24 protein-coding genes are annotated in these 22382 nt (G+C 62.0%); 13 read left to right on the top strand and 11 right to left on the bottom strand.

The window, feature by feature from the left end; all coding sequences use genetic code 11:
• The first annotated feature begins 129 nt into the window (after positions 1-129).
• The 4 genes from LOY67_RS01750 (at position 130) to ntrC (ending at position 4034) form a co-directional block, all read left to right on the top strand.
• The gene (locus tag LOY67_RS01750; protein ID WP_265065673.1) at positions 130-645 is read left to right on the top strand and encodes a DUF4124 domain-containing protein; all 516 of its coding nucleotides are present in this window, start codon (positions 130-132) and stop codon (positions 643-645) included.
• Positions 642-1262 (top strand): DUF4124 domain-containing protein, encoded by a 621-nt coding sequence (locus tag LOY67_RS01745; protein WP_265065672.1) that lies wholly within the window; start codon positions 642-644, stop codon positions 1260-1262. Before LOY67_RS01750 ends, LOY67_RS01745 begins: the two co-directional genes overlap by 4 nt.
• Positions 1263-1515: 253 nt before the next feature.
• Positions 1516-2601, top strand: coding sequence for a nitrogen regulation protein NR(II) (glnL, locus tag LOY67_RS01740; RefSeq protein ID WP_265065671.1), 1086 nt, complete (start codon positions 1516-1518; stop codon positions 2599-2601).
• Positions 2598-4034, top strand: coding sequence for a nitrogen regulation protein NR(I) (gene ntrC / locus LOY67_RS01735; protein ID WP_265065670.1), 1437 nt, complete (start codon positions 2598-2600; stop codon positions 4032-4034). The genes glnL and ntrC overlap by 4 nt, the downstream gene beginning before the upstream one ends.
• Before the next feature lie 426 nt (positions 4035-4460).
• On the opposite strand, the gene LOY67_RS01730 is transcribed toward ntrC, so the two are convergent.
• Positions 4461-4901: a hypothetical protein gene (locus tag LOY67_RS01730; protein WP_265065669.1), complete on the bottom strand. Its 441-nt coding sequence runs from the start codon at positions 4899-4901 to the stop codon at positions 4461-4463.
• On the opposite strand from LOY67_RS01730, the gene trmL reads away from it, so the two are divergent.
• Positions 4900-5355, top strand: a complete 456-nt coding sequence (gene trmL, locus LOY67_RS01725; RefSeq protein WP_265065668.1) for a tRNA (uridine(34)/cytosine(34)/5-carboxymethylaminomethyluridine(34)-2'-O)-methyltransferase TrmL — start codon at positions 4900-4902, stop codon at positions 5353-5355. The genes LOY67_RS01730 and trmL overlap by 2 nt on opposite strands.
• Positions 5356-5490: 135 nt before the next feature.
• On the opposite strand, the gene secB is transcribed toward trmL, so the two are convergent.
• The 3 genes from secB to LOY67_RS01710 are packed head-to-tail and all read right to left on the bottom strand — an operon-like array spanning position 5491 to position 6679.
• The gene (gene secB, locus LOY67_RS01720) at positions 5491-5973 is read right to left on the bottom strand and encodes a protein-export chaperone SecB (RefSeq protein WP_041024716.1); all 483 of its coding nucleotides are present in this window, start codon (positions 5971-5973) and stop codon (positions 5491-5493) included.
• Positions 5974-6009: 36 nt separating this feature from the next.
• Entirely contained in the window at positions 6010-6264 is a 255-nt protein-coding gene (gene grxC / locus LOY67_RS01715) for a glutaredoxin 3 (RefSeq protein ID WP_265065667.1), read from the bottom strand.
• A 1-nt stretch (position 6265) separates the two neighbouring features.
• The gene (locus tag LOY67_RS01710; RefSeq protein WP_265065666.1) at positions 6266-6679 is read right to left on the bottom strand and encodes a rhodanese-like domain-containing protein; all 414 of its coding nucleotides are present in this window, start codon (positions 6677-6679) and stop codon (positions 6266-6268) included.
• Positions 6680-6831: 152 nt separating this feature from the next.
• Between LOY67_RS01710 and gpmI the strand changes: the two genes are divergently transcribed.
• The 4 genes from gpmI to LOY67_RS01690 all read left to right on the top strand — a co-directional run bounded on the left by gpmI (position 6832) and on the right by LOY67_RS01690 (position 12131).
• The gene (gene gpmI, locus LOY67_RS01705; RefSeq protein ID WP_265065665.1) at positions 6832-8361 is read left to right on the top strand and encodes a 2,3-bisphosphoglycerate-independent phosphoglycerate mutase; all 1530 of its coding nucleotides are present in this window, start codon (positions 6832-6834) and stop codon (positions 8359-8361) included.
• 344 nt (positions 8362-8705) lie between these two features.
• Positions 8706-9998 (top strand): murein hydrolase activator EnvC family protein, encoded by a 1293-nt coding sequence (locus tag LOY67_RS01700; protein WP_265065664.1) that lies wholly within the window; start codon positions 8706-8708, stop codon positions 9996-9998.
• Positions 9999-10030: 32 nt separating this feature from the next.
• Entirely contained in the window at positions 10031-11347 is a 1317-nt protein-coding gene (locus LOY67_RS01695; protein ID WP_265065663.1) for a S41 family peptidase, read from the top strand.
• A gap of 1 nt (position 11348) precedes the next feature.
• Positions 11349-12131 carry a divergent polysaccharide deacetylase family protein gene (locus LOY67_RS01690; protein ID WP_265065662.1) on the top strand — a complete coding sequence of 261 codons (783 nt, stop codon included), beginning with the start codon at positions 11349-11351 and terminating at the stop codon, positions 12129-12131.
• 105 nt (positions 12132-12236) lie between these two features.
• Here the strand turns inward: LOY67_RS01690 and LOY67_RS01685 are convergent, their stop codons facing one another.
• From LOY67_RS01685 to LOY67_RS01655, 7 genes are all read right to left on the bottom strand, one after another.
• Complete coding sequence (locus LOY67_RS01685) at positions 12237-12983, bottom strand: substrate-binding periplasmic protein (protein ID WP_265065661.1); 747 nt, start codon at positions 12981-12983, stop codon at positions 12237-12239.
• A 63-nt stretch (positions 12984-13046) separates the two neighbouring features.
• Positions 13047-13817: an imidazole glycerol phosphate synthase subunit HisF gene (gene hisF, locus LOY67_RS01680; protein WP_265065660.1), complete on the bottom strand. Its 771-nt coding sequence runs from the start codon at positions 13815-13817 to the stop codon at positions 13047-13049.
• Positions 13818-13826: 9 nt separating this feature from the next.
• A complete protein-coding gene (gene hisA, locus LOY67_RS01675) occupies positions 13827-14564 on the bottom strand; it encodes a 1-(5-phosphoribosyl)-5-[(5-phosphoribosylamino)methylideneamino]imidazole-4-carboxamide isomerase (RefSeq protein WP_265065659.1) in 738 nt (245 codons plus the stop codon).
• Positions 14565-14606: 42 nt separating this feature from the next.
• Positions 14607-14861, bottom strand: a complete 255-nt coding sequence (locus LOY67_RS01670; RefSeq protein ID WP_033034336.1) for a DUF2164 domain-containing protein — start codon at positions 14859-14861, stop codon at positions 14607-14609.
• Complete coding sequence (gene hisH / locus LOY67_RS01665; protein ID WP_265065658.1) at positions 14861-15499, bottom strand: imidazole glycerol phosphate synthase subunit HisH; 639 nt, start codon at positions 15497-15499, stop codon at positions 14861-14863. Before hisH ends, LOY67_RS01670 begins: the two co-directional genes overlap by 1 nt.
• A complete protein-coding gene (gene hisB, locus LOY67_RS01660; RefSeq protein WP_024778052.1) occupies positions 15499-16092 on the bottom strand; it encodes an imidazoleglycerol-phosphate dehydratase HisB in 594 nt (197 codons plus the stop codon). Before hisB ends, hisH begins: the two co-directional genes overlap by 1 nt.
• A 301-nt stretch (positions 16093-16393) precedes the next feature.
• Positions 16394-18055, bottom strand: a complete 1662-nt coding sequence (locus tag LOY67_RS01655) for an OFA family MFS transporter (protein WP_265065657.1) — start codon at positions 18053-18055, stop codon at positions 16394-16396.
• Between the two features lie 262 nt (positions 18056-18317).
• Between LOY67_RS01655 and panM the strand changes: the two genes are divergently transcribed.
• The 4 genes from panM (at position 18318) to LOY67_RS01635 (ending at position 22357) form a co-directional block, all read left to right on the top strand.
• Positions 18318-18716 carry an aspartate 1-decarboxylase autocleavage activator PanM gene (gene panM / locus LOY67_RS01650; protein ID WP_265065656.1) on the top strand — a complete coding sequence of 133 codons (399 nt, stop codon included), beginning with the start codon at positions 18318-18320 and terminating at the stop codon, positions 18714-18716.
• Between the two features lie 91 nt (positions 18717-18807).
• Positions 18808-21024 carry an AsmA family protein gene (locus tag LOY67_RS01645; protein WP_265065655.1) on the top strand — a complete coding sequence of 739 codons (2217 nt, stop codon included), beginning with the start codon at positions 18808-18810 and terminating at the stop codon, positions 21022-21024.
• On the top strand, positions 21021-22088 hold the full coding sequence (mutY, locus tag LOY67_RS01640; protein ID WP_265065654.1) for an A/G-specific adenine glycosylase: 1068 nt from the start codon (positions 21021-21023) through the stop codon (positions 22086-22088). Before LOY67_RS01645 ends, mutY begins: the two co-directional genes overlap by 4 nt.
• On the top strand, positions 22085-22357 hold the full coding sequence (locus LOY67_RS01635; protein ID WP_265065653.1) for an oxidative damage protection protein: 273 nt from the start codon (positions 22085-22087) through the stop codon (positions 22355-22357). Before mutY ends, LOY67_RS01635 begins: the two co-directional genes overlap by 4 nt.
• Positions 22358-22382: the final 25 nt, after the last annotated feature.

Raw genomic sequence — 22382 nt, 5'->3', positions numbered from 1 at the left:
TGACTGATCGATCGCCATCGCGAGCAGGCTCGCACACAAGGGGATTTCAGTGTTTGAATTCTTTGGGTTGGGTCAACCGCCGCCTTGTCCTATGCTGCATCCAACACTTTCGGTTTCCGGTTGATTTTTATGGGTCGTGTCTTTCCTGGAGTTTTGTTGCTACTGGCACTGCCCGCAGCAGCCCAGATCTACAAATACACCGACGCCGACGGCAACACCGCCTACAGCAACCAGCCACCCCAAGGCGTACCGGCCCAGACGGTGGAGTTGCCGCCGCTCAATAGCATCGAACGCCAGTCTCCAACCAGCCCGGACACGCCGACAGCTCCCGCCAACAGTGAAGCGCCGCGCAAGGCCTACGAAGTACTCGAACTGACGGACATCCCCACCGAGCAAGCCTTACGCGCGAACAATGGCACCTTCACCGTCGGCGTCCGGGCGCAACCACGCCTGCAAAGCCCCCAGCAGTTCCGGCTGCTGCTGGATGATCAGCCCTACGGCCAACCCACCAACGTGCCGCGCCTGCAACTGGTGAATATCGACCGGGGCGAGCATCGCCTGGCGGTCCAGGTCATCGATGGGGAAACCCTTGTGCAACAGAGCGAAACCGTCACCTTCACCGTACAACGGGTGCACAAGCCATGATCCGCTGGGTGCTTGCCCTGGGTCTGTCGCTGGTCGTCCTGCCAGGGATGGCGCAGGTCTATACCTACATCGACGCCCAAGGCAACCGCGTCTTCACCGATCAGCCGCGCCCCGGCAATGCAAAGAAAATCCAACTGCCACCCGGCAACCGGATGCCGACGGCGCCCGCAGCGGTGACCACGGCGCCCGCCTCCGCAGAGCCGTCCACACCTCTGTTCCATTACGAAATGCTCCGGCTGCTGATCCCGGAGCCGGACGCCACGATACGCAGTACAGCGGGAGAATTGATCGTCACAGCCACCAGTGAGCCGAGACTGAAAAAGGGCCATCGCTACCGCCTGTTGCTCGACGGACAGCCCACCGGCGAACCGGGGCCAAGCCCGGTGTTTGCCTTGAGTAACATTGATCGAGGCACCCATCAGTTGGCGGTGGAAATCCTCGATGAGCAAGACCGCATCGTCGAACGCACTGCCAACCAACCCTTCCACATGCAACGCATATCGCTGGCACAGAAGCGTCGCATCAAGCCTTGCGCCACCGCCGACTATGGCCAGCGTCCCGAATGCCCCCTCGCCGACAAGCCTGAAGAAGAGAGCAGCATTCTGCCGTTCTTCTAACGCAGCCAAAGCCAAAGCACCATATTGGTGCACATCGTTGCACCCCTACCCAAGCACCAACCCATTTTGGTTCGAAAGTACCCGGAAAAACTGGCAGAACGCCACGCAATTGGGCGAAAGAAAGCCTTTTCAGGCTCTAAACGCTTCTTTTCGGAGCCTTGGTTTGGTTTTTGCATTTTCCTTCTATCAGCGCGTTTCTCGCGCGCGCAATTTGGGACCGGCCCCGAATTGCCACGCTTCAAAAGAGGTCCCGATGACCATTAGCGACGCATTACACCGCTTGCTACTCGACAACCTCACCACCGCGACCATTCTGCTCGACGCCGAACTGCGCCTCGAGTACATGAATCCGGCGGCGGAGATGCTCCTGGCTGTCAGCGGCCAACGCAGCCATGGACAGTTCATCAGCGAGCTGTTTACCGAGTCTGCCGAAGCACTGAACTCGTTGCGCCAGGCCGTGGAGCAGGCTCACCCGTTCACCAAGCGTGAAGCGATGCTCACCGCCCTGACCGGCCAGACGCTGACGGTCGACTACGCGGTAACCCCGATCCTGAGCAACGGCGCCACACTGTTGCTGCTGGAAGTCCACCCCCGTGATCGCTTGCTGCGCATCACCAAGGAAGAGGCGCAATTGTCCAAGCAGGAAACCAGCAAGATGCTGGTGCGTGGCCTGGCCCATGAGATCAAGAACCCCCTCGGCGGCATTCGTGGCGCGGCGCAATTGCTGGCCCGGGAACTGCCCGAAGAAAGCCTCAAGGACTACACCAACGTCATCATCGAGGAAGCCGACCGCCTGCGAAATCTCGTAGACCGTATGCTCGGCTCCAACAAGCTGCCGTCCCTGGCCCTGTGCAACGTCCACGAAGTGCTGGAACGCGTCGGCAGCCTGGTGGAAGCCGAAAGCCAGGGCTGCATCACGTTGGTGCGCGACTACGACCCAAGCATTCCCGACGTCCTGATCGATCGCGAACAGATGATCCAGGCCGTGTTGAACATCGTGCGCAACGCGATGCAGGCCATCGGCAGCCAGAACGAGCTGCGCCTGGGCCGCATCAGCTTGCGCACCCGCGCCTTGCGCCAGTTCACCATCGGCCACGTGCGCCATCGCCTGGTGACCAAGATCGAAATCATCGACAACGGCCCGGGCATCCCCGCGGAGTTGCAGGAAACCATCTTCTTTCCCATGGTCAGCGGTCGTCCGGACGGTACCGGGCTGGGCCTGGCCATTACCCAGAACATCATCAGTCAGCATCAAGGCCTGATCGAGTGTGAGAGCCACCCCGGCCACACCACCTTCTCGATCTTCCTGCCACTGGAACAAGGAGCCACATCGACATGAGCCGTAGTGAAACCGTGTGGATCGTCGATGACGACCGTTCTATCCGCTGGGTCCTGGAAAAAGCCTTGCAGCAGGAAGGCATGACCACCCAGAGCTTCGACAGCGCCGACGGCGTGATGAGCCGCCTGGCCCGCCAGCAACCGGACGTCATCATCTCCGACATCCGCATGCCGGGCGCCAGCGGCCTGGACCTGCTGGCGCGGATTCGCGAGCAGCATCCGCGGCTGCCGGTGATCATCATGACCGCCCACTCCGACCTGGACAGCGCCGTGGCGTCCTACCAGGGCGGCGCCTTCGAATACCTGCCCAAGCCGTTCGACGTCGACGAAGCGGTGTCCCTGGTCAAGCGCGCCAACCAGCACGCCCAGGAACAGCAGGGCCTGGAAGAAGTGCCGGCCCTGGCCCGCACCCCGGAAATCATCGGTGAAGCGCCGGCGATGCAGGAAGTGTTTCGCGCCATCGGGCGCTTGAGCCACTCCAACATCACCGTGCTGATCAATGGTGAATCCGGTACCGGTAAAGAACTGGTGGCCCACGCCCTGCATCGCCACAGTCCCCGAGCGGCGTCGCCCTTCATCGCGCTGAACATGGCGGCGATTCCCAAGGACCTGATGGAATCCGAGCTGTTCGGCCACGAAAAAGGCGCGTTCACCGGCGCCGCCAACCTGCGGCGCGGGCGCTTCGAACAGGCCGACGGCGGCACCTTGTTCCTCGACGAGATCGGCGACATGCCGGCCGATACCCAGACCCGCCTGTTGCGTGTGCTGGCGGACGGCGAGTTCTATCGGGTGGGCGGTCATACACCGGTCAAGGTCGATGTGCGCATCATCGCCGCGACCCACCAGAACCTGGAAACCCTGGTTCACGCCGGCAAGTTTCGTGAGGACCTGTTCCATCGCCTGAACGTGATCCGCATTCATATCCCGCGCCTGGCGGATCGTCGCGAAGACATCCCGACCCTCGCCAGGCACTTCCTCAGCCGCGCCGCCCAGGAGCTGGCGGTTGAGCCCAAGTTGCTCAAGAGCGAGACCGAGGAATACCTGAAGAACCTGCCGTGGCCCGGCAACGTGCGCCAGTTGGAGAACACCTGCCGCTGGATCACGGTCATGGCCTCGGGACGCGAGGTGCATATCGGTGACCTGCCGCCGGAACTGCTGAACCTGCCACAGGACTCGGCCCCGGTAACCAACTGGGAACAGGCCCTGCGCCAGTGGGCCGATCAGGCCTTGGCCCGGGGCCAGTCGAGCCTGCTGGACAGCGCCGTGCCGAGTTTCGAACGAATCATGATCGAAACCGCCCTCAAGCACACCGCCGGCCGCCGCCGCGACGCCGCCGTGCTGCTGGGCTGGGGCCGCAACACCTTGACCCGCAAGATCAAGGAATTGGGGATGAAGGTTGATGGTGGCGATGATGATGAGGGCGATGAGGGCTGACCTGCCGTTAGCGCTTCGCTGAATCTGAAGGCCAATCGCGAGCAGGCTCGCTCCCACATTGGATGGTCGGTGTCCGCAAGTTCCTGTGGGAGCGAGCCTGCTCGCGATGCTTTTGAAAGCGCCGTGCACCACACCAATGCACCACGAACCGCAACTGCGCGCTTCATACAGGCCCAAACCAATCGAGCCACCACAAAAAAATCCGTACCAAAGAAGCCAAAAGCCCCGGAATACGGGGCTTTGCGCAACATCAGAAGGTTTTTTGTGACAAGCCATTTAAAACTGGCACGCCCCCTGCAATAACCCAATCATTACCCAGTTTCGGGGACCTTGGTACAGGCAGGCCGGGGAATCCCCATTTTATCCGGGCTCATCGAGCCCACCGTTTTGGGGGCCTTGATACAGGCAGGTCAAGGTTTCCCTCTTTTATTGCTCCTGGAGACGGACCTCCAGCCGCCAGTGATCATCCACTTCGCTGCCGGTCCACTCACCCCGCAGTGGACGCGCCGCCACCAGTGTCAGCAACAAGCCCTTGTCACTCAAGCGCACCCGCCAGTTCACGTCCTTGCCATTGAGTTTCAATTGTCCCTTCTGCGCCGGGCCTTCGGCTTCGAACAACAGCGCCACGGAGCCATCGACGATTTCCCCGTGCAGCTTGGGTTCGTCATTGAACCAGGCCACCAGCACCCCATCGCTCACCTCGATCCGCTGCAACACGCTCGGTTCGGGATTGGTCAGGCGGCCGATCATCAGGCCAATCATCATCCCGAAGATTGCCAGGGAGCCCATGACCCGCGGGAATAGCTTCGAACGCTCATCGGTTTGCAGCGTAGAATGCGGGTCTTCTTTGTCTGCGGAGCCGTGCATGTTTCACGTCATCCTTTTTCAACCGGAAATTCCGCCGAACACCGGCAATGTCATCAGGCTGTGCGCCAACAGCGGCTGCCACCTGCATTTGATCGAACCGCTGGGCTTCGAGATGGACGACAAGCGCCTGCGCCGAGCGGGTCTCGACTACCACGAGTATGCCACCTTGCAGCGTCATGCCGACCTCGCCAGTTGTCTGGAAAGCCTCAGGCATCCGCGTTTGTTCGCCTTCACCACCAAGGGTTCACGGCCCTTCCATGACGCCAGTTTCGTTGCCGGCGATGCATTCCTGTTCGGGCCTGAAAGCCGTGGCCTGCCGGCCGACGTGCTGGACGCCCTGCCAGCGGACCAGCGCCTGCGCCTGCCGATGCGCGAAGGCTGTCGCAGCCTGAACCTGTCCAACACCGTGGCGGTGGCGGTCTACGAGGCGTGGCGGCAGAACGGTTTCGCCTGAACCCATAACGCCAGAAACTCCTATGGGAGCGAGCCTGCTCGCGATGGCGGTATATCAGCAACATCACTGTTGACTGACACACCGTTATCGCGAGCAGGCTCGCTCCCACAGGTTTTGTAGCCGGCTGGCGAACGCTTATTGAACCGTCGCGCCGCCTTCTTCCTGCATGCGCTGCAGTTCCTGGGCGTACAGGGCGTCGAAGTTCACCGGAGCCAGCATCAGGGCCGGGAACGAGCCGCGGGTCACCAGGCTGTCCAGGGCTTCACGGGCGTACGGGAACAGGATGTTCGGGCAGAACGCGCCCAGGGTGTGGCTCATCGAAGCGGCATCGAGGTTCTTGATCAGGAAGATCCCGGCCTGCTGGACTTCGGCGATAAACGCCACTTCGTCACCGTTCTTCACGGTAACCGACAGGGTCAGCACCACTTCATGGAAGTCTTCTTCCAGGGCTTTCTGGCGGGTGTTCAGGTCCAGGCCTACGCTCGGCTCCCACTGCTGGCGAAAGATCGCCGGGCTTTTCGGGGCTTCAAAGGACAGGTCTCGCACATAAATGCGCTGCAAGGAGAATTGCGGTGCGGCTTCTTCTTCGCTGGCAGCTGTGTTCTGTTGGTCAGTCATCGCAGATCCTTCTCACTTTCAGGTTCTTCAGGGGATTCAGGCCTGGAGCATCGCGTCGAGCTTGCCGGCGCGCTCCAGGGCATACAGGTCGTCGCAACCGCCCACGTGGGTGCTGCCGATCCAGATCTGCGGCACGGACGTACGGCCGGCCTTCTGGGTCATTTCGGCGCGCAGTTGCGGCTTGCCGTCGACCTTGATCTCTTCGAAAGCCACGCCTTTGTTCTGGAGCAGGAACTTGGCTCTGGAGCAATAGGGGCAGTAATCGCTGGAATAGACAACGACGTGGGTCATCTCACTTCACCAGGGGCAGGTTGTCGGCTTTCCAGGTCGCCACGCCACCGGACAGCTTGGCCGCGGTGAAGCCGGACTTCATCAGTTCGCGGGCATGGGTACCGGCCGTCTGGCCCATGGCATCGACCAGGATGATGGTCTTGGCCTTGTGCTTTTCCAGCTCGCCGACACGTGCGGCCAGTTTGTCGTGGGGAATGTTCAACGCACCGACGATGTGACCGGCGGCGAATTCCTTGCCCGGACGAATGTCCACCACCACGCCGGCGTCCTTGTTGACCAGTGCGGTCAGTTCGGCGGTGCTCAGGCTGCGGCCGCCGCCCTGCATCGTATGGGCAACCAGCAATGCCAGCAGTACGACGAAGATACCGACGAGAATGTAGTGGTTAGTGGCAAATTCAATCAGGTGAGCAACCATCGAAGGAGGTTCCAGGGCGTTAAAATGTCGGCCAGTATACACAGCACTCAGGGCCGGCCAAACCCCGCCCGGCGGTGACGGCACCGGAACTTACCTTTAAACTGCCCGTCCCTTTTCCATCGTCTTCTTTTAACCAGCCACGAGTGGATTCCATGACTACCACGCCTAAACCTTTGGTCCTGATGATTCTCGACGGCTTCGGTCACAGTGACAGCCACGAATCCAACGCTGTGTATTCGGCCAACAAGCCTGTACTGGACCGCCTGTGGGCCACCGTGCCGAACGGCCTGATCTCCGGCAGCGGCATGGACGTCGGCCTGCCGGACGGGCAGATGGGCAACTCCGAAGTCGGCCACATGAACCTCGGCGCCGGCCGCGTGGTTTACCAGGACTTCACGCGCGTCACCAAAGCGATCCGCGACGGCGAGTTCTTCGAGAACCCGACCATCTGCGCCGCCGTGGATAAAGCCGTGGCCGCCGGCAAGGCCGTGCATTTCATGGGCCTGCTGTCCGACGGCGGCGTGCACAGCCACCAGGATCACCTGATCGCCATGGCCGAACTGGCCTTCAAGCGCGGTGCCGAGAAGATCTACCTGCACGCCTTCCTCGATGGCCGTGACACCCCGCCGAAAAGCGCCGCCTCTTCCATCGAGTTGCTGGACACCACATTCCAGACCCTCGGCAAGGGTCGCATCGCCAGCATCGTCGGCCGTTACTACGCCATGGACCGCGACAACCGTTGGGACCGTGTGGCCCAGGCCTACAACCTGATCGTCGATGGCAACGCCGAATTCAGCGCCGCCACCGCCCAGGAAGGCCTGCAAGCGGCCTACGAGCGTGGCGAAAGCGACGAATTCGTCAAGGCCACCACCATCGGCGAGCCGGTCAAGGTCGAGGATGGCGACGCCGTGGTGTTCATGAACTTTCGCGCCGACCGCGCCCGCGAGCTGACCCGGGTCTTCGTCGAAGACGATTTCAAGGAATTCGAACGCGCTCGCCAGCCGAAACTGGCCGGCTTCGTGATGCTCACCCAGTACGCCGCCAGCATCCCCGCACCCTCGGCTTTCGCCGCCGGCAGCCTGGAAAACGTGCTGGGCGATTACCTGGCGAAGAACGGCAAGACCCAGCTGCGCATCGCCGAAACCGAAAAATACGCCCACGTGACGTTCTTTTTCTCGGGCGGCCGCGAAGAACCGTTCCCGGGCGAAGAGCGCATCCTGATCCCGTCGCCGAAAGTCGCCACCTACGACCTGCAACCGGAAATGAGCGCGCCGGAAGTCACCGACCGGATTGTCGACGCCATTGAAAACCAGCGCTACGACGTCATCGTGGTCAACTACGCCAACGGCGACATGGTCGGTCACAGCGGCGTGTTCGAGGCGGCGGTCAAGGCCGTGGAATGCCTGGACACCTGCGTTGGTCGCATCGTCGAAGCACTGGAAAAAGTCGGCGGCGAAGCGCTGATCACCGCCGACCACGGCAACGTCGAGCAGATGTCCGACGAATCCACCGGCCAGGCCCACACTGCCCACACCACCGAGCCGGTGCCGTTCATCTATGTCGGCAAGCGCGACTTCAAGGTCCGCGACGGCGGCGTGCTGGCTGACGTCGCGCCGACCATGCTGATGCTGCTGGGCATGGAAAAGCCGGCGGAAATGACTGGGACTTCGATTCTGGTGTGATCCAACACAGATCCCTTGTGGGGACTTGCTGCTCACCTAAGGAAGTAGATGAACCTGTGGCGAGGGGATTTATCCCCGCCGGGGCGCGAAGCGCCCCAAAACCTGAGCATGCGGTGTGTCAGATGGGTTAGGGGGACTGCTTCGCAGTCCAACGGGGCGGTGCGACGTTTCGCTAAATCCCCTCGCCACAATGAATCGGGCAAGCCTTAAGTGAACAGCATTGCTCCCACACTGGGCTTCCAGTGTTTTTCCGGCCAGTTATCACACAGCCCCAAATGGGCGTTTTTTTTGCGGCGTGGGGCGGGCATACTAGGCCGTCCCTTTCCCTGGTGTCGCCCGCCTCTATGCTTCGCGTCCTGATAGCCCTCGCTCTGACCTGCCTGCTCCAACCGGCCTTCGCTGACGAGCGCGCGCAGACCCAACAACAGTTGGAAGCCACGCGCCAGGACATTGCCGAGCTGAAGAAGCTGCTGGGCAAGCTGCAGGAAGAGAAAGCGGGTGTGCAGAAAGACCTGCGCGGCACCGAGACCGAGATGGGCAACCTGGAGAAACAGGTCGATGCCCTGCAAAAAGAGCTGAAGAAAAGCGAATCCGAGCTGCAGCGCCTCGATGCAGAGAAAAAAAAACTCCAGGGCGCGCGCACTGAACAGCAACACCTGATCGCCATCCAGGCCCGTGCGGCCTATCAGAGCGGCCGCCAGGAGTACCTCAAGCTGTTGCTCAACCAGCAGAACCCCGAGAAATTCGCCCGCACCCTCACCTATTACGACTATCTGAGCCAGGGCCGCCTGGAACAGCTCAAGAAATTCAACGAAACCCTGCGCCAGTTGGCCAACGTCGAAAAAGACATCGAACTGCAGCAAGCCCAGTTGCTGGTGCAGAAAAGCAGCCTCGACACCCAGCGCGAAGAGCTCGAGAAGGTTCGCAAGGAGCGCGCGGTGGCCTTGGCCAAGCTCAATGACGATGTGAAGGCGCGGGACAGCAAGCTCAAGGCCCGCGAGCAGGACCAGGCCGAGCTGGCAAACGTACTGAAGACTATTGAAGAAACCCTGGCCCGCCAGGCTCGAGAGGCAGAGGAAGCGCGGCAGAAAGCGCTGATCGCCCAGCAGGAAGCCGAAAAAAAGCGTTTGCGTGAAGCCCAGGCCGATGCGGACTCGGACGATGCACCGCGCAAACCAGCGAAGTCCAGCCCTGGCGCACTGGTTTCCAGCGATGGCGAAACCTTCGGCGGCGCTTTCGCTTCGGCACGGGGCAAACTTCCATGGCCGGTCAATGGTCGATTGCTTGCGCGCTTTGGTGAAACCCGCGGCGACGACACCCGGACCAAGTGGGACGGCGTGATGATCAGCGCCTCCGCCGGCAGCCAGGTACACGCCGTGCATGGCGGGCGCGTGGTGTTCGCTGACTGGCTGCGCGGCGCCGGCCTGTTGGTGATCCTCGATCACGGCAACGGTTACCTGAGTCTGTACGGCCACAACCAGACGCTGCTCAAGTCGGCGGGGGATGTGGTCAAGGCCGGAGAGTCCATCTCCACGGTCGGCAACAGTGGCGGGCAGGATACGCCTGCACTGTATTTCGCTATTCGTCAGCAGGGTCGCCCCAGTGACCCGGCCCAATGGTGTCGTGCGCAAGGATAAGCGCGCCCATCCAATTAAGGAGTTCGTTCGACATGCTGCATTTGTCCCGCCTCACCTCGCTGGCCCTGACGATCGCCCTCGTGATCGGTGCGCCCCTGGCTTTTGCCGCCGGCCCGGCTCCATCGGCACCTGCCGCTACGGCCGCGACCACCAAGGCCCCGCTGCCGCTGGACGAACTGCGCACCTTCGCCGAGGTCATGGACCGGATCAAGGCCGCCTACGTCGAACCGGTGGATGACAAGATGCTGCTGGAGAACGCCATCAAGGGCATGCTCAGCAACCTCGATCCGCACTCGGCCTACCTGGGGCCGGAAGACTTTGCCGAGTTGCAGGAAAGCACCAGCGGCGAGTTCGGCGGCCTGGGCATCGAGGTCGGCAGCGAAGACGGTTTCATCAAGGTGGTCTCGCCGATCGACGATACGCCTGCCTCCAAGGCCGGGATCCAGGCCGGTGACTTCATCGTCAAGATCAACGGCCAGCCGACCCGTGGCCAGAGCATGACCGAAGCCGTGGACAAGATGCGCGGCAAGATCGGCCAGAAGATCACCCTGACCCTGGTGCGCGATGGCGGCACGCCGTTCGACGTGACCCTCACGCGGGCGGTCATCCAGGTCAAGAGCGTGAAGAGCCAGTTGCTGGAGTCGGGCTACGGCTACATCCGCATCACCCAGTTCCAGGTCAAGACCGGCGAAGAAGTCGCCAAGGCCCTGGCCAAGCTGCGCAAGGACAACGGCAAGAAACTCAACGGCCTGGTCCTGGACCTGCGCAACAACCCCGGCGGCGTGCTGCAATCGGCGGTGGAAGTGGTGGATCACTTCATCACCAAGGGCCTGATCGTTTACACCAAGGGCCGTATCGCCAACTCCGAGCTGCGCTTCTCGGCCACCGGCAACGACCTGAGCGAAGCCGTGCCACTGGTGGTGCTGATCAACGGTGGCAGCGCCTCGGCCTCGGAAATCGTCGCCGGCGCCCTGCAGGACCAGAAGCGCGGCGTCGTCATGGGCACCACCAGTTTCGGCAAGGGCTCGGTGCAGACCGTATTGCCGCTGAACAACGACCGCGCCCTGAAGATCACTACCGCGCTGTACTTCACGCCCAACGGCCGCTCCATCCAGGCCCAGGGCATCGTCCCGGACATCGAGGTGCGCAAGGCCAAGATCACCAACGAGCAGGACGGCGAGTACTTCAAGGAAGCCGACCTGCAAGGCCACCTGGGCAATGGCAACGGCGGCGCCGACAAACCGAGCGGTTCCGGTGCCAAGGCCAAGCCGATGCCGCAGGATGACGATTACCAGCTGGCCCAGGCCCTGAGTCTGCTCAAAGGACTGAACATCACCTCCGGCCGCTGAGATGGGCCGGCGCTTCATCCTCGGCCTGTTGTGCTGTCTGGCGAGCGTTGCGTTTGCGGCGCCCGCCACGCCCGCCGCTTCACCGCACAAGGCTTACCTGAGCCTGATCATCGACGACCTGGGGCAAAACCTGCCCCGGGATCGCCGGGTACTGGCTCTTCCCGGCCCGGTCGCCACCGCGATCATGCCCGACACGCCCCACGCCGCCGAATTCGCCCGCGAGGCTCACCGCGCTGGCAAGATCGTCATGCTGCACATGCCCATGGATCCGGCGACCGGGCCGTTCGCCTGGCATCCCGAGCTATCGATCGAGGAGTTGGGAAAACGCCTCGACGCCGCGTTCGCTGCCGTGCCGTACACCAGCGGGGTCAACAACCACATGGGCAGCCGCATGACCGCCCAACCCCAGGCCATGGCGTGGTTGATGGCGAACTTGCAACAGCGCCACAAGTTCTTCGTCGACAGCCGCACCAGCGCCCAGACCGTCGCCGCCGCCGAGGCGCAGAAGATCGGCCTGGCCAGTGTGTCGCGGGATGTCTTCCTCGACGACGAGCGCACCGAAGCCGCCATCACCCACCAGCTCCAGACCGCCATCGACCTGGCCCGCCGCGAGGGCTCGGCCGTGATGATCGGCCATCCCTATCCACAAACCCTGGCGGTGCTCGAACGCGAACTGCCCCGGCTCAAGGACCAGGGCATCGAGTGGATCGACATCAAATCGATGATCAGCCTGCGCAGCAATCGGGCAATGATCGGGCATGGGAAGGATGGGGTTTATCGATAACCGCGTCGCTGACATCGCGAGCAAGCCCGCATTGATTAGCGACTGAGCTTCAATCCTGTGGGAGCGAGCCTGCTCGCGATGGGGCCAGACCCGTCGGCCAATCGCTCAGAGATACCGCGCCATGATCGCGTCCACCGCACCTTCCTTGCGCAGTTCATCCAGGGCTTTTTGCAGCCGGGCGACCACCTCGTCAGGCACATCCTTGTTCAACGCCAGGTACAACTCGGCACTGTTGAATCGCAGTACGGTCTTGAGATCGCTTATGCCTTCCTGACGGGCCAGGTAGCGGCCGGCCGGGTCTCCGGTGGCCCACAGGTCGATTTGACCGTTGACCAGTTTCCTCGCGTTGTCCTGATCGCGCAGCACGACAACGGGATTCAATCCTTGCTTGCCCAGTGTTTCGGCAATGGCGTCGCCCTTGTAGGCGCCAATTTTATATTTGCGCGCCTGTTCCAACGAGTCGAGGGCAATCTGGCTGTCCGCCCTGGCAAGCATGATCCAGTCGTCCGGGCCGATAGGGCCGACCCATTTGAAAAGCTTTTCACGCTCCGGCAACCGCGCCATGACAAACACACCGTAGCCGGGATTTTCCAGGGCGAGCTTGTAGATGCGCTCCCAGGGAAAACGCAGCGTCAGGCTGTAGGTGATATCAGCGCGCTTGAAGATCTCGCGGACGATGTCCACGGCAATGCCATGGATATTTTCGCCCTGGGCGAAGTTCTTGCCGTTCCTGGCCATGTTGTACGGCGGGAAGTTTTCCGTCAGCAGCACCAGTGACGTATCAGCGGAGCGGGCAGTGCCTGCGAGCAGCAACGTGGCGCCGGCGAAGGCAAGAACGAGGCGTTTGAGCATGTCGGGCTACCGCAATCCATGGTGTGCCCAAGAGTGCCTTGGGCCCGCCATGGTGTCCAGCGATCAGCGAATGCAAATACCGCGCTGTGCCATGTAGGCCTTGGCTTCCGGCACGGTGTATTCGCCAAAGTGAAAGATGCTCGCCGCCAGCACTGCGCTGGCGTGGCCTTCGAGAATGCCGTCGGCCAGGTGTTGCAGGTTGCCGACACCACCGGAGGCGATGACCGGGATACCCAGGGCATCGCTGATGGCGCGGGTGACGCCCAGGTCGAAACCGTTCTTCATACCGTCCTGGTCCATGCTGGTCAGCAGGATCTCACCGGCACCCAGGCCTTCCATCTTTTTCGCCCATTCAACGGCGTCGAGGCCGGTGGGCTTGCGGCCGCCGTGGGTGAAGATTTCCCAGCGTGGGGCTTCGCCCGGGCCGGAAACCTTCTTCGCATCGATCGCTACGACAATGCATTGCGAGCCGAAACGCTCGGCGGCCTCGCCGACGAACTCCGGGTTGAAGACGGCCGCGGTGTTGATGGACACCTTGTCTGCACCGGCGTTGAGCAGGTTGCGGATGTCCTGCACGGTGCGCACGCCACCGCCCACGGTCAGCGGGATGAACACCTGGCTGGCCATGCGCTCGACGGTGTGCAACGTGGTATCGCGACCATCGACACTGGCCGTGATGTCCAGGAAGGTGATCTCGTCCGCGCCCTGCTCGTCGTAGCGACGGGCAATTTCCACCGGGTCGCCGGCGTCACGGATGTTCTCGAACTTGACGCCCTTGACCACCCGGCCGTTGTCCACGTCCAGGCAAGGGATGATGCGTTTGGCCAGCGCCATGATGAGTCCTCAGCCTGTGTAGGAATCGCAGAAGGCCTGGGCCTCAGCGACGTCCAGGGTGCCTTCATAAATCGCGCGACCGGTGATCGCACCGATAATGCCGGGCGCCTTGGCGTCGAGCAGCGTCTTGATGTCGCCCAGGTTGTGGATACCGCCGGAGGCGATGACCGGGATCTTCGTGGCGGCAGCCAGGGCGGCGGTGAACGGGACGTTGCAGCCCTGCATCATGCCGTCTTTGGCGATGTCGGTGTAGACGATGGCAGACACGCCGTCAGCCTCGAAGCGCTTGGCCAGGTCGATCACCTGCACGGTGCTGACTTCGGCCCAGCCGTCAGTGGCGACGAAACCGTCCTTGGCGTCCAGGCCGACGATGACCTTGCCCGGGAAGGCGCGGCAGGCTTCGGCGACGAACGCAGGCTCCTTGACCGCCTTGGTGCCGATGATCACATAGCTGACGCCGGCCCTGACGTAGTGCTCGATGGTTTCCAGCGAGCGAATGCCGCCGCCGATCTGGATCGGCAGGTTCGGGTAACGTTTGGCGATGGCCGTGACCACTTCACCGTTCACCGGCTGCCCTTCGAAGGCGCCGTTCAGGTCAACCAGATGCAGGCGACGGCAGCCACCTTCCACCCACTTGGCGGCCATGCTCACCGGGTCATCGGAAAATACCGTGGAATCTTCCATCCGGCCCTGACGCAGACGCACGCAAGCGCCGTCCTTGAGATCGATAGCGGGGATAATCAGCATCTGGCAAACCTTCAAATACGAATGTTCAGCTTGGCTCGGGAATCAGTTTTTCTCGAGCGCCCACAGGTCGCTTTCGATGCTTTCGAACCTTTCCTTAAGGTGCGCCTGCACGTCGAAAATCGCCCTGTTGTAATAGTGCGGAGCAATTTCGCGGGTAAACAGGTCAAGAATTTCCGCCGCCTCGAACGAACCCAGGTCCAGTTCGAAGCGATCCTCCATGAACCGCTGGATCTTGCGGTTCGCCTCGCTCTCCTGCTCGGGCGTGAGGGTGAGGATTGGCGGTTTCTTGCGTGCCATTACCAGCGGCCGTCCCACGCGGCGAAATTCTGCAGCAACTGCAGGCCATGGGTGTGGCTCTTCTCCGGGTGGAACTGCACGGCGAATCGCGACCCGTCGGCCAGGGCCGCGGCAAAGTCGACGCCATAGTGACCGCTGCCCACCACCTGCCGCGCATTGCCGGCCGCGATGTAGTAGCTGTGCACGAAGTAGAAGCGCGCCAGGTCCGGGATGTTGTGCCACAGCGGGTGGTCCACCGCCTGTTTCACTTCGTTCCAGCCCATGTGCGGGACTTTCAGGTGTTCGGCGTCTTCTCGCAGGTCCTTGCCGAAAAATTTCACCTGGCCCGGGAACATACCGATGCAATCGACACCGGTGTTCTCTTCGCTGCGCTCGAGTAACGCCTGCATGCCCACGCAAATACCAAGGAACGGCCGATCCTGGCTGACTTCGAGGACCAGCGAGTCGAAGCCCAGGCGGCGGATCTCGGCCATGCAATCGCGAATCGCACCCACACCAGGGAATACCACCCGGTCGGCTTCGCGAATCACGGCGGCATCGCTGGTGATCAACACCTTGCCGGCCCCCACGTGCTCGAGGGCCTTGGCCACCGAGTGCAGGTTGCCCATACCGTAGTCGATAACCGCGACTGTCTGCATTACAGGACGCCCTTGGTGGAAGGCATCTGCCCGGCCATGCGGTCATCGAGCTCCACGGCCATGCGCAGGGCGCGGCCAAAAGCCTTGAACACGGTTTCGATCTGGTGGTGGGTGTTATGCCCACGCAGGTTGTCGATGTGCAGGGTCACATTGGCGTGGTTGACGAAGCCCTGGAAGAACTCCTGGAACAGGTCGACGTCGAAGCCGCCGACGGTGGCGCGGGTGTACGGCACGTGCATTTGCAGGCCCGGGCGACCGGAGAAATCGATGACCACCCGCGACAGCGCTTCATCGAGCGGCACATAGGCGTGGCCGTAGCGACGGATGCCTTTCTTGTCGCCGATGGCCTGGGTGAAGGCCTGTCCCAGGGTGATACCGACGTCTTCCACCGTGTGGTGGTCGTCGATATGCAGGTCGCCCTTGCTGACGATGTCCAGGTCGATCAGCCCGTGACGGGCGATCTGGTCCAGCATGTGCTCAAGAAAAGGCACGCCGATATCAAACCGGGCCTTTCCGGTGCCATCCAGGTTGATCGAGGCTTTGATCTGGGTTTCCAGAGTGTCGCGCTCGACAGACGCCTTACGTTCGGCCATCACCAGCTCCGCAAAATCATTGGGCGAAAAAGGCAGCCATTATAGGGGCGCGAGCGACAAACAGAAACACGGGAGACGATATCACTGACGGGTTGTTGCCCGTCCTGTCGGGGTTAGACATGTCCATACAAGTGATGAACGCAGGTTTTGCCATCACCCAAGAACAAATGTGGGAGCGAGCCTGCTCGCGATAGCGGTGGATCAGTCAATAATGATTCGACTGACACGCCCCCATCGCGAGCAGGCTCGCTCCCACAGGGTTCACCCGAAACCGATGGCTCCGGGATCGCCTCGATACTGCTTAGTGGAACAACACCGCCGTCTTCTGCAGGGTCACCCACACACCCCACGCCAACGGAATGCCCACCACCAGCCAGGCGGCGACCGCCAGGGGCTTGGTGCCCGGTGCGGCTTTCCATTCCAGGGACGTGCTGCTGTCGGCACCCTTGTCATGGCCCAGCGCCTGCTCGGCGGCCAGTTCGGCGTCGGTCATGAAGTACTTGTCGGCGACCGGGCGGACCATCAGGTTGCACAGGAAACCCAACACCAGCAGGCCGGCGAGGATGTACAGGGTGATGTCATAGGCCGCGGCACGTTCAACGCCAATGCTCAGCTGATATTCACGCAGGTAGTTCACCAGTACCGGACCCAGCACGCCGGCCGCAGCCCAGGCGGTCAACAGGCGACCATGGATCGCGCCAACCATTTGCGTACCGAACAGGTCCGCCAGGTAGGCCGGCACGGTGGCAAAACCGCCACCGTACATCGACAGGATGATGCAGAACGCCGCCACGAACAGCGCGATGCTGCCCAGGTGACCGAGGTTCGGGATCAGCGAGTACAGGACAACACCCAGGGCGAAGAACACGAAGTAGGTGTTTTTGCGACCCAGGTAATCCGAGAAGGATGCCCAGAAGAACCGCCCACCGATGTTGAACAGGCTCAACAGACCAGTGAAGCCGGCCGCGATGGCCGCGATCTGGCCCAGTTGGGTAGCGTCCAACTGGCCGAAAGGCAGGTCGTTGCCGAGCAGCTTGCCACCGAACACTTCCTGCAACAGTGGCGAAGCCATGCCGATGATGCCGATACCAGCGGACACGTTCAGGCACAGCACCAGCCACACCAGAACGAACTGCGGGGTTTTCCAGGCGACGTTCACGTGGACGTGGCGATTGGTGATCATTGCGTTCGCGGCTTTCTTCGGAGCCGGAGTCCAGCCTTCAGGCTTCCAGCCGGTCGGCGGCACGCGGTACGACAAGGCACCACCGATCATGAATACGAAGTAGATAGCGGCCATGACCAGGAAGCTTTGCCACACGCCCACGCTGGTTGGCGAGGCAAAATGGTTCATCAGCGCAGCAGCCAGCGGAGCACCGACCATCGCACCACCGCCGAAGCCCATGATCGCCATGCCCGTCGCCATGCCGCGTTTGTCCGGGAACCACTTGATCAGGGTGGACACAGGGGAGATGTAGCCCAGGCCCAGACCGATACCGCCGATCACGCCGGAGCCGACCCACATCAGCCAGATCTGGTGGGTATAGACCCCCAGTGCGGATATCAGCAAGCCGCCGCACCAGCACAGGGCCGATACAACGCCGGCCTTGCGTGGCCCGGCGTGTTCCAGCCAGCCACCCCAGATGGCTGCCGAGCAACCCAGGAAAATGAAGAACAGGGTGTAGATCCAGCCGAGCATCGAGATCGGCCAGTCGCACTGGGACGAAAAGACTTGCGAGATGAAGCTCATGTCCGGTGCGCAGGCCACCGGCTTGGTGATACCCAAGGCCTTGGACAGTGGCAACCAGAACACCGAGAAGCCATAGGCCATGCCGATGCAGAGGTGAATGGCCAGCGCGGCCGGTGGAACCAGCCAGCGGTTGAAACCGGACTTGGCGATGATGCGTTCCTTAGAGAGGAACGCAGGCTGGTCGGCTATGCCGTCCGCCGTGATGCTCGTGCTCATTGTGTATCCCCCAGTTGTTAGAATGGTTCGCCAGCCACGCATCACCCTCAGCCTTGTTTTGCACGCAGGCACGGCCGTATTTTCTGGTGAAGCTCCCTGTTGGTGTGACATCAAGTCGCAGAAGGACGGGCGAACGGGTAAAGGTTACCATCTGCTCGTGACAGAAAAACCAAAGTGACATCACCTTTTTCATGTCATTTGTCTTATCGCGCCCCTGTTTGCTTTCTGTAGGGCACAAGCCATTTATTTTTCAGGAATTTCCATGCCCATTGTTGTCGAGCACCTGAACGAGGCCTCCGGCCAGGATCGGCAGGACCTGCACAAAATCTACCTGGACGCCCCACCCTGGCTGCTCGAACCGTTCAGCGATGCCACGCAGTTGATACAGGATTACCTGCAGGATGGCTCATTGATTGCGGCCCGCTTCAATGATCGACTACTCGGCGCCGCACGCCTGCAACGGCACCAGAACGTCTGGTACTTGTCCCAGATGTGCGTGCGAAGCGTTACCCGCCGCCGTGGGGTAGCCGAGCGATTGGTCTGCGAAGCGCAACGAATGGCCCGGCAAGACGGCGCCGAACTGCGGTTGCTGGCCCCTGCCGGGCACTTGATGGCCCAGGCCCTGGCCGCCAAATTGAAGCTGGCGCTGGACGAACGTTGAACACCACGGAAAACGATCACCCCAACGCACCATCAATCCACAGCGTTATACTCGCAGGCTAAATTCTGAACTCAACCACAAGGACTCGCCCATGAAAGCGTTCGGCAAAATCCTGGGTCTGGTACTTCTCGGGCTGTTGCTGATCATTGTGGCCTTGGGCTTTGCCCTGACCCACCTCTTCGATCCCAACGACTACAAGGAAGAGATCCGCCAGATAGCCCGCGACAAGGCCCACATTGAGCTGACCCTCAATGGCGACATCGGCTGGAGCCTGTTCCCATGGCTGGGTCTGGAATTGCACGAAGCCAGCGTCGCCACGCTGGCCAACCCGACACAACCTTTCGCTGACCTGCAGATGCTTGGTCTTTCGGTGCGGGTGATTCCGCTGCTGCGCCGGGAAGTGCAGATGAGCGATGTGCGGGTCGAAGGCCTGAACCTGCGACTCAACCGTGACAAGAACGGCCACGGTAACTGGGAAGACATCGGTAAGGCATCCGTCTCCACAACAACAGCGGGCAACCCGGCACCGACCGAACAACCTGCACCGCCCGCCAGTACCCCGGCGGAAAAACCAGCCCAGCCGACCCGCCTGGACATCGACAGCCTGACGGTGAACAACGCCCGGGTCGAATACACCGACGAGCAGACCGGCAAGCAATTCAGCGCCGAAAGCATCCAACTGAGCACCGGCCCGGTCCACGACTCCACCAACATCCCGGTCACACTGACCGCATTCCTGTCCAGCAACCAGCCGGCCGTGCGCGTTCGCACCGAGGTCACCGGCGAACTGCGCTTCGAACGCGCCTTGCAGCGCTACAAGTTCGAAGACCTGAAACTGTCCGGCGAAGTCACCGGGGATCCGCTCCAGGGCAAGATCCTGAATTTCAACGCCCAGGGTCAGCTCTTCCTGGACAGGGCCGCGAACGTTGCCGAATGGACCGGCATCAAGTTGTCCCTGAACCAGCTGCGCGCCTTGGGCGAGCTGAAGGTCAACGACCTCGACAAGACGCCGCAGTTGAACGGCGGCGTATCGATCGCCCAGTTCGACCTGGCGAACTTCGTCGACAGCATCGGCCAGAAACTGCCGGCCATGGGCGAAGGCAGCCTGACCAAGGTCGAGCTGGCCAGCCGCATCGCCGGCACACCCACCAGAGTCGAATTCAACAACGTCAATCTGAAGGTCGATGACAGCAACTTCAGCGGTCGTATCGCCGTGGAAGACTTCGCCAAGCAGTCCCTGCGCGCGCAACTCAAGGCCGACACGTTCAACGTTGACCGCTACCTGCCGCCAAAATCCGCCGAGACCAACAGTGCCAAGGCCGCTCGCGAGGAAGAAGTCAGCGCCACCGAGGCCAGTGCCATGGCTGGCGCCGGCACCACACCGTTGCCAAGCGCCCCGACTCAGGGCGCCTGGAGCAACGACCGGCTCTTCCCGGTGGAACGCCTGAGCAAGCTGGACCTCGTTGCCGAGCTGAGCTTCGGCCAACTGACCCTCGACAAACTGCCAATCCAGGATGCCGCCCTCAAGGCCAGCGGCCAGGGCGGCCTGCTGACCCTGGAAAACCTGCGGGGCGATCTGTTCAACGGCAACTTCGAAGCCAAGGGCACGCTGGATGTACGCCAGCCCACGCCGCAGTTGAACCTGCAAACCCGGATCAACCGGGTGCCGGCCGAGAAGATCATCGAGAGCCAGGGCAAGACTCCACCGGTCAAGGGGTTGGTAACACTCAACAGCGCCGTGACCGCCAGCGGCAACAGCCAGAAAGCCTTGATCGAGAGCCTCAACGGCAACGCCGGATTCGTCATCAACGATGGCGTGTTGCTCAACGCCAACCTCGAACAGCAACTGTGCAAGGGCATCGCCCTGCTCAATCGCAAGAGCCTCAGCGGCGAACCTCGGGGCAAGGACACGCCGTTCCAGCAACTCGACGGCAACCTGACCTTCCACAACGGCGTGGCCAGCAACCCGGACCTGAAAGTCCGCATCCCCGGCATGACCGTCAACGGCAACGGTGACATCGACCTGCGCGTGCTTGGCATGGATTACCGCGTCGGCGTCATCGTCGAAGGCGACATGCCCGACCCGGCCTGCCAGGTCAACGAACGCTACGTCGATGTCGAATGGCCGCTGCGCTGCCGTGGCCCGCTGGAACTCGGCGCCAAGGCGTGCCGCCTGGACAACGACGGGCTGGGCAAGGTCGCGGCAAAACTGGCCGGCGACCGTCTCGGCGACAAGATCGACGAGAAGCTCGGTGACAAGGTCAGCCCCGAGCTGAAGGACGCGCTCAAGGGACTGTTCAAGCGATGAGAGCCGAGCAGTTTTCCAGCGTTGTCCTGGACTGGTTCGACCGCCACGGGCGCCACGACTTGCCTTGGCAACAGGACATCAACCCGTACCGGGTGTGGGTCTCCGAAATCATGTTGCAGCAGACCCAGGTCAGCACCGTGCTCAACTACTTCGACCGGTTCATGGCCTCGCTGCCCACCGTCGAAGCCCTGGCCGCCGCGCCGGAAGACGAAGTGCTGCACCTGTGGACCGGCCTGGGCTATTACACCCGCGCGCGCAATCTGCAGAAAACCGCGAAGATCGTCGTGGACCAGTACGGCGGCGAATTCCCGCGGGACGTGGAAAAACTCACCGAACTGCCGGGGATCGGCCTGTCTACCGCAGGCGCCATTGCCAGCATCAGCATGGGCCTGCGGGCACCGATCCTCGATGGCAACGTCAAGCGAGTGCTGGCGCGCTTCACGGCCCAGGAAGGCTACCCGGGCGAGCCCAAGGTCGCCAAACAGCTGTGGGCCACCGCCGAGCGCTTTACCCCTCAGGACCGGGTCAACGCCTACACCCAGGCGATGATGGACCTGGGCGCCACGCTCTGTACCCGCAGCAAGCCCAGCTGCCTGCTCTGCCCCCTCAAGTCAGGTTGCGAAGCCCACATGCTCGGCCTGGAAACCCGCTATCCGATTCCCAAGCCACGCAAGGACGTACCGAAAAAACGCACGCTGATGCCAATGCTGGCCAACCGTGAAGGCGCGATCCTGCTTTACCGTCGGCCTTCTACCGGCCTGTGGGGCGGATTGTGGAGCCTGCCGGAACTCGACGACCTCGACGACCTGCAACACCTGGCCCTGCAACACTCGCTGGAACTGGGCAAGCAGCAGGAGATGCCCGGCCTGGTACACACCTTCAGCCACTTCCAGTTGGCAATCGAACCCTGGCTGGTCCAGGTCCGGGAGAGCGGCCATCACGTGGCCGAGGCCGACTGGCTCTGGTATAACCTCGCCACCCCGCCGCGCCTGGGCCTCGCCGCCCCGGTCAAAACCTTGCTCGAGCGCGCGGCCGCCGTACTGAACGCAGGAGAGCCGTCATGACCCGCACCATCATGTGCCGTAAATACAAAGAAGAACTGCCCGCCCTGGAACGAGCTCCCTTCCCGGGCGCCATAGGCCAGGACATCTACGACAACGTCTCGGCCAAGGCCTGGGGCGACTGGCAGAAACACCAGACCCTGCTGATCAACGAAAAGCGCCTGAACATGATGAACGCCGACGACCGCAAATACCTCCAGGGCGAAATGGCCAAGTTCTTTTCCGGCGAAGAATACGCCAAGGCCGAAGGCTACGTGCCGCCGTCCGAATAAGCTGTCCAGACCGGGGGCGAATCGT

The organism is Pseudomonas sp. B21-056, from assembly GCF_026016325.1.
GTDB lineage: Bacteria > Pseudomonadota > Gammaproteobacteria > Pseudomonadales > Pseudomonadaceae > Aquipseudomonas.
This window is presented reverse-complemented; position numbering and strand designations above follow the sequence as displayed.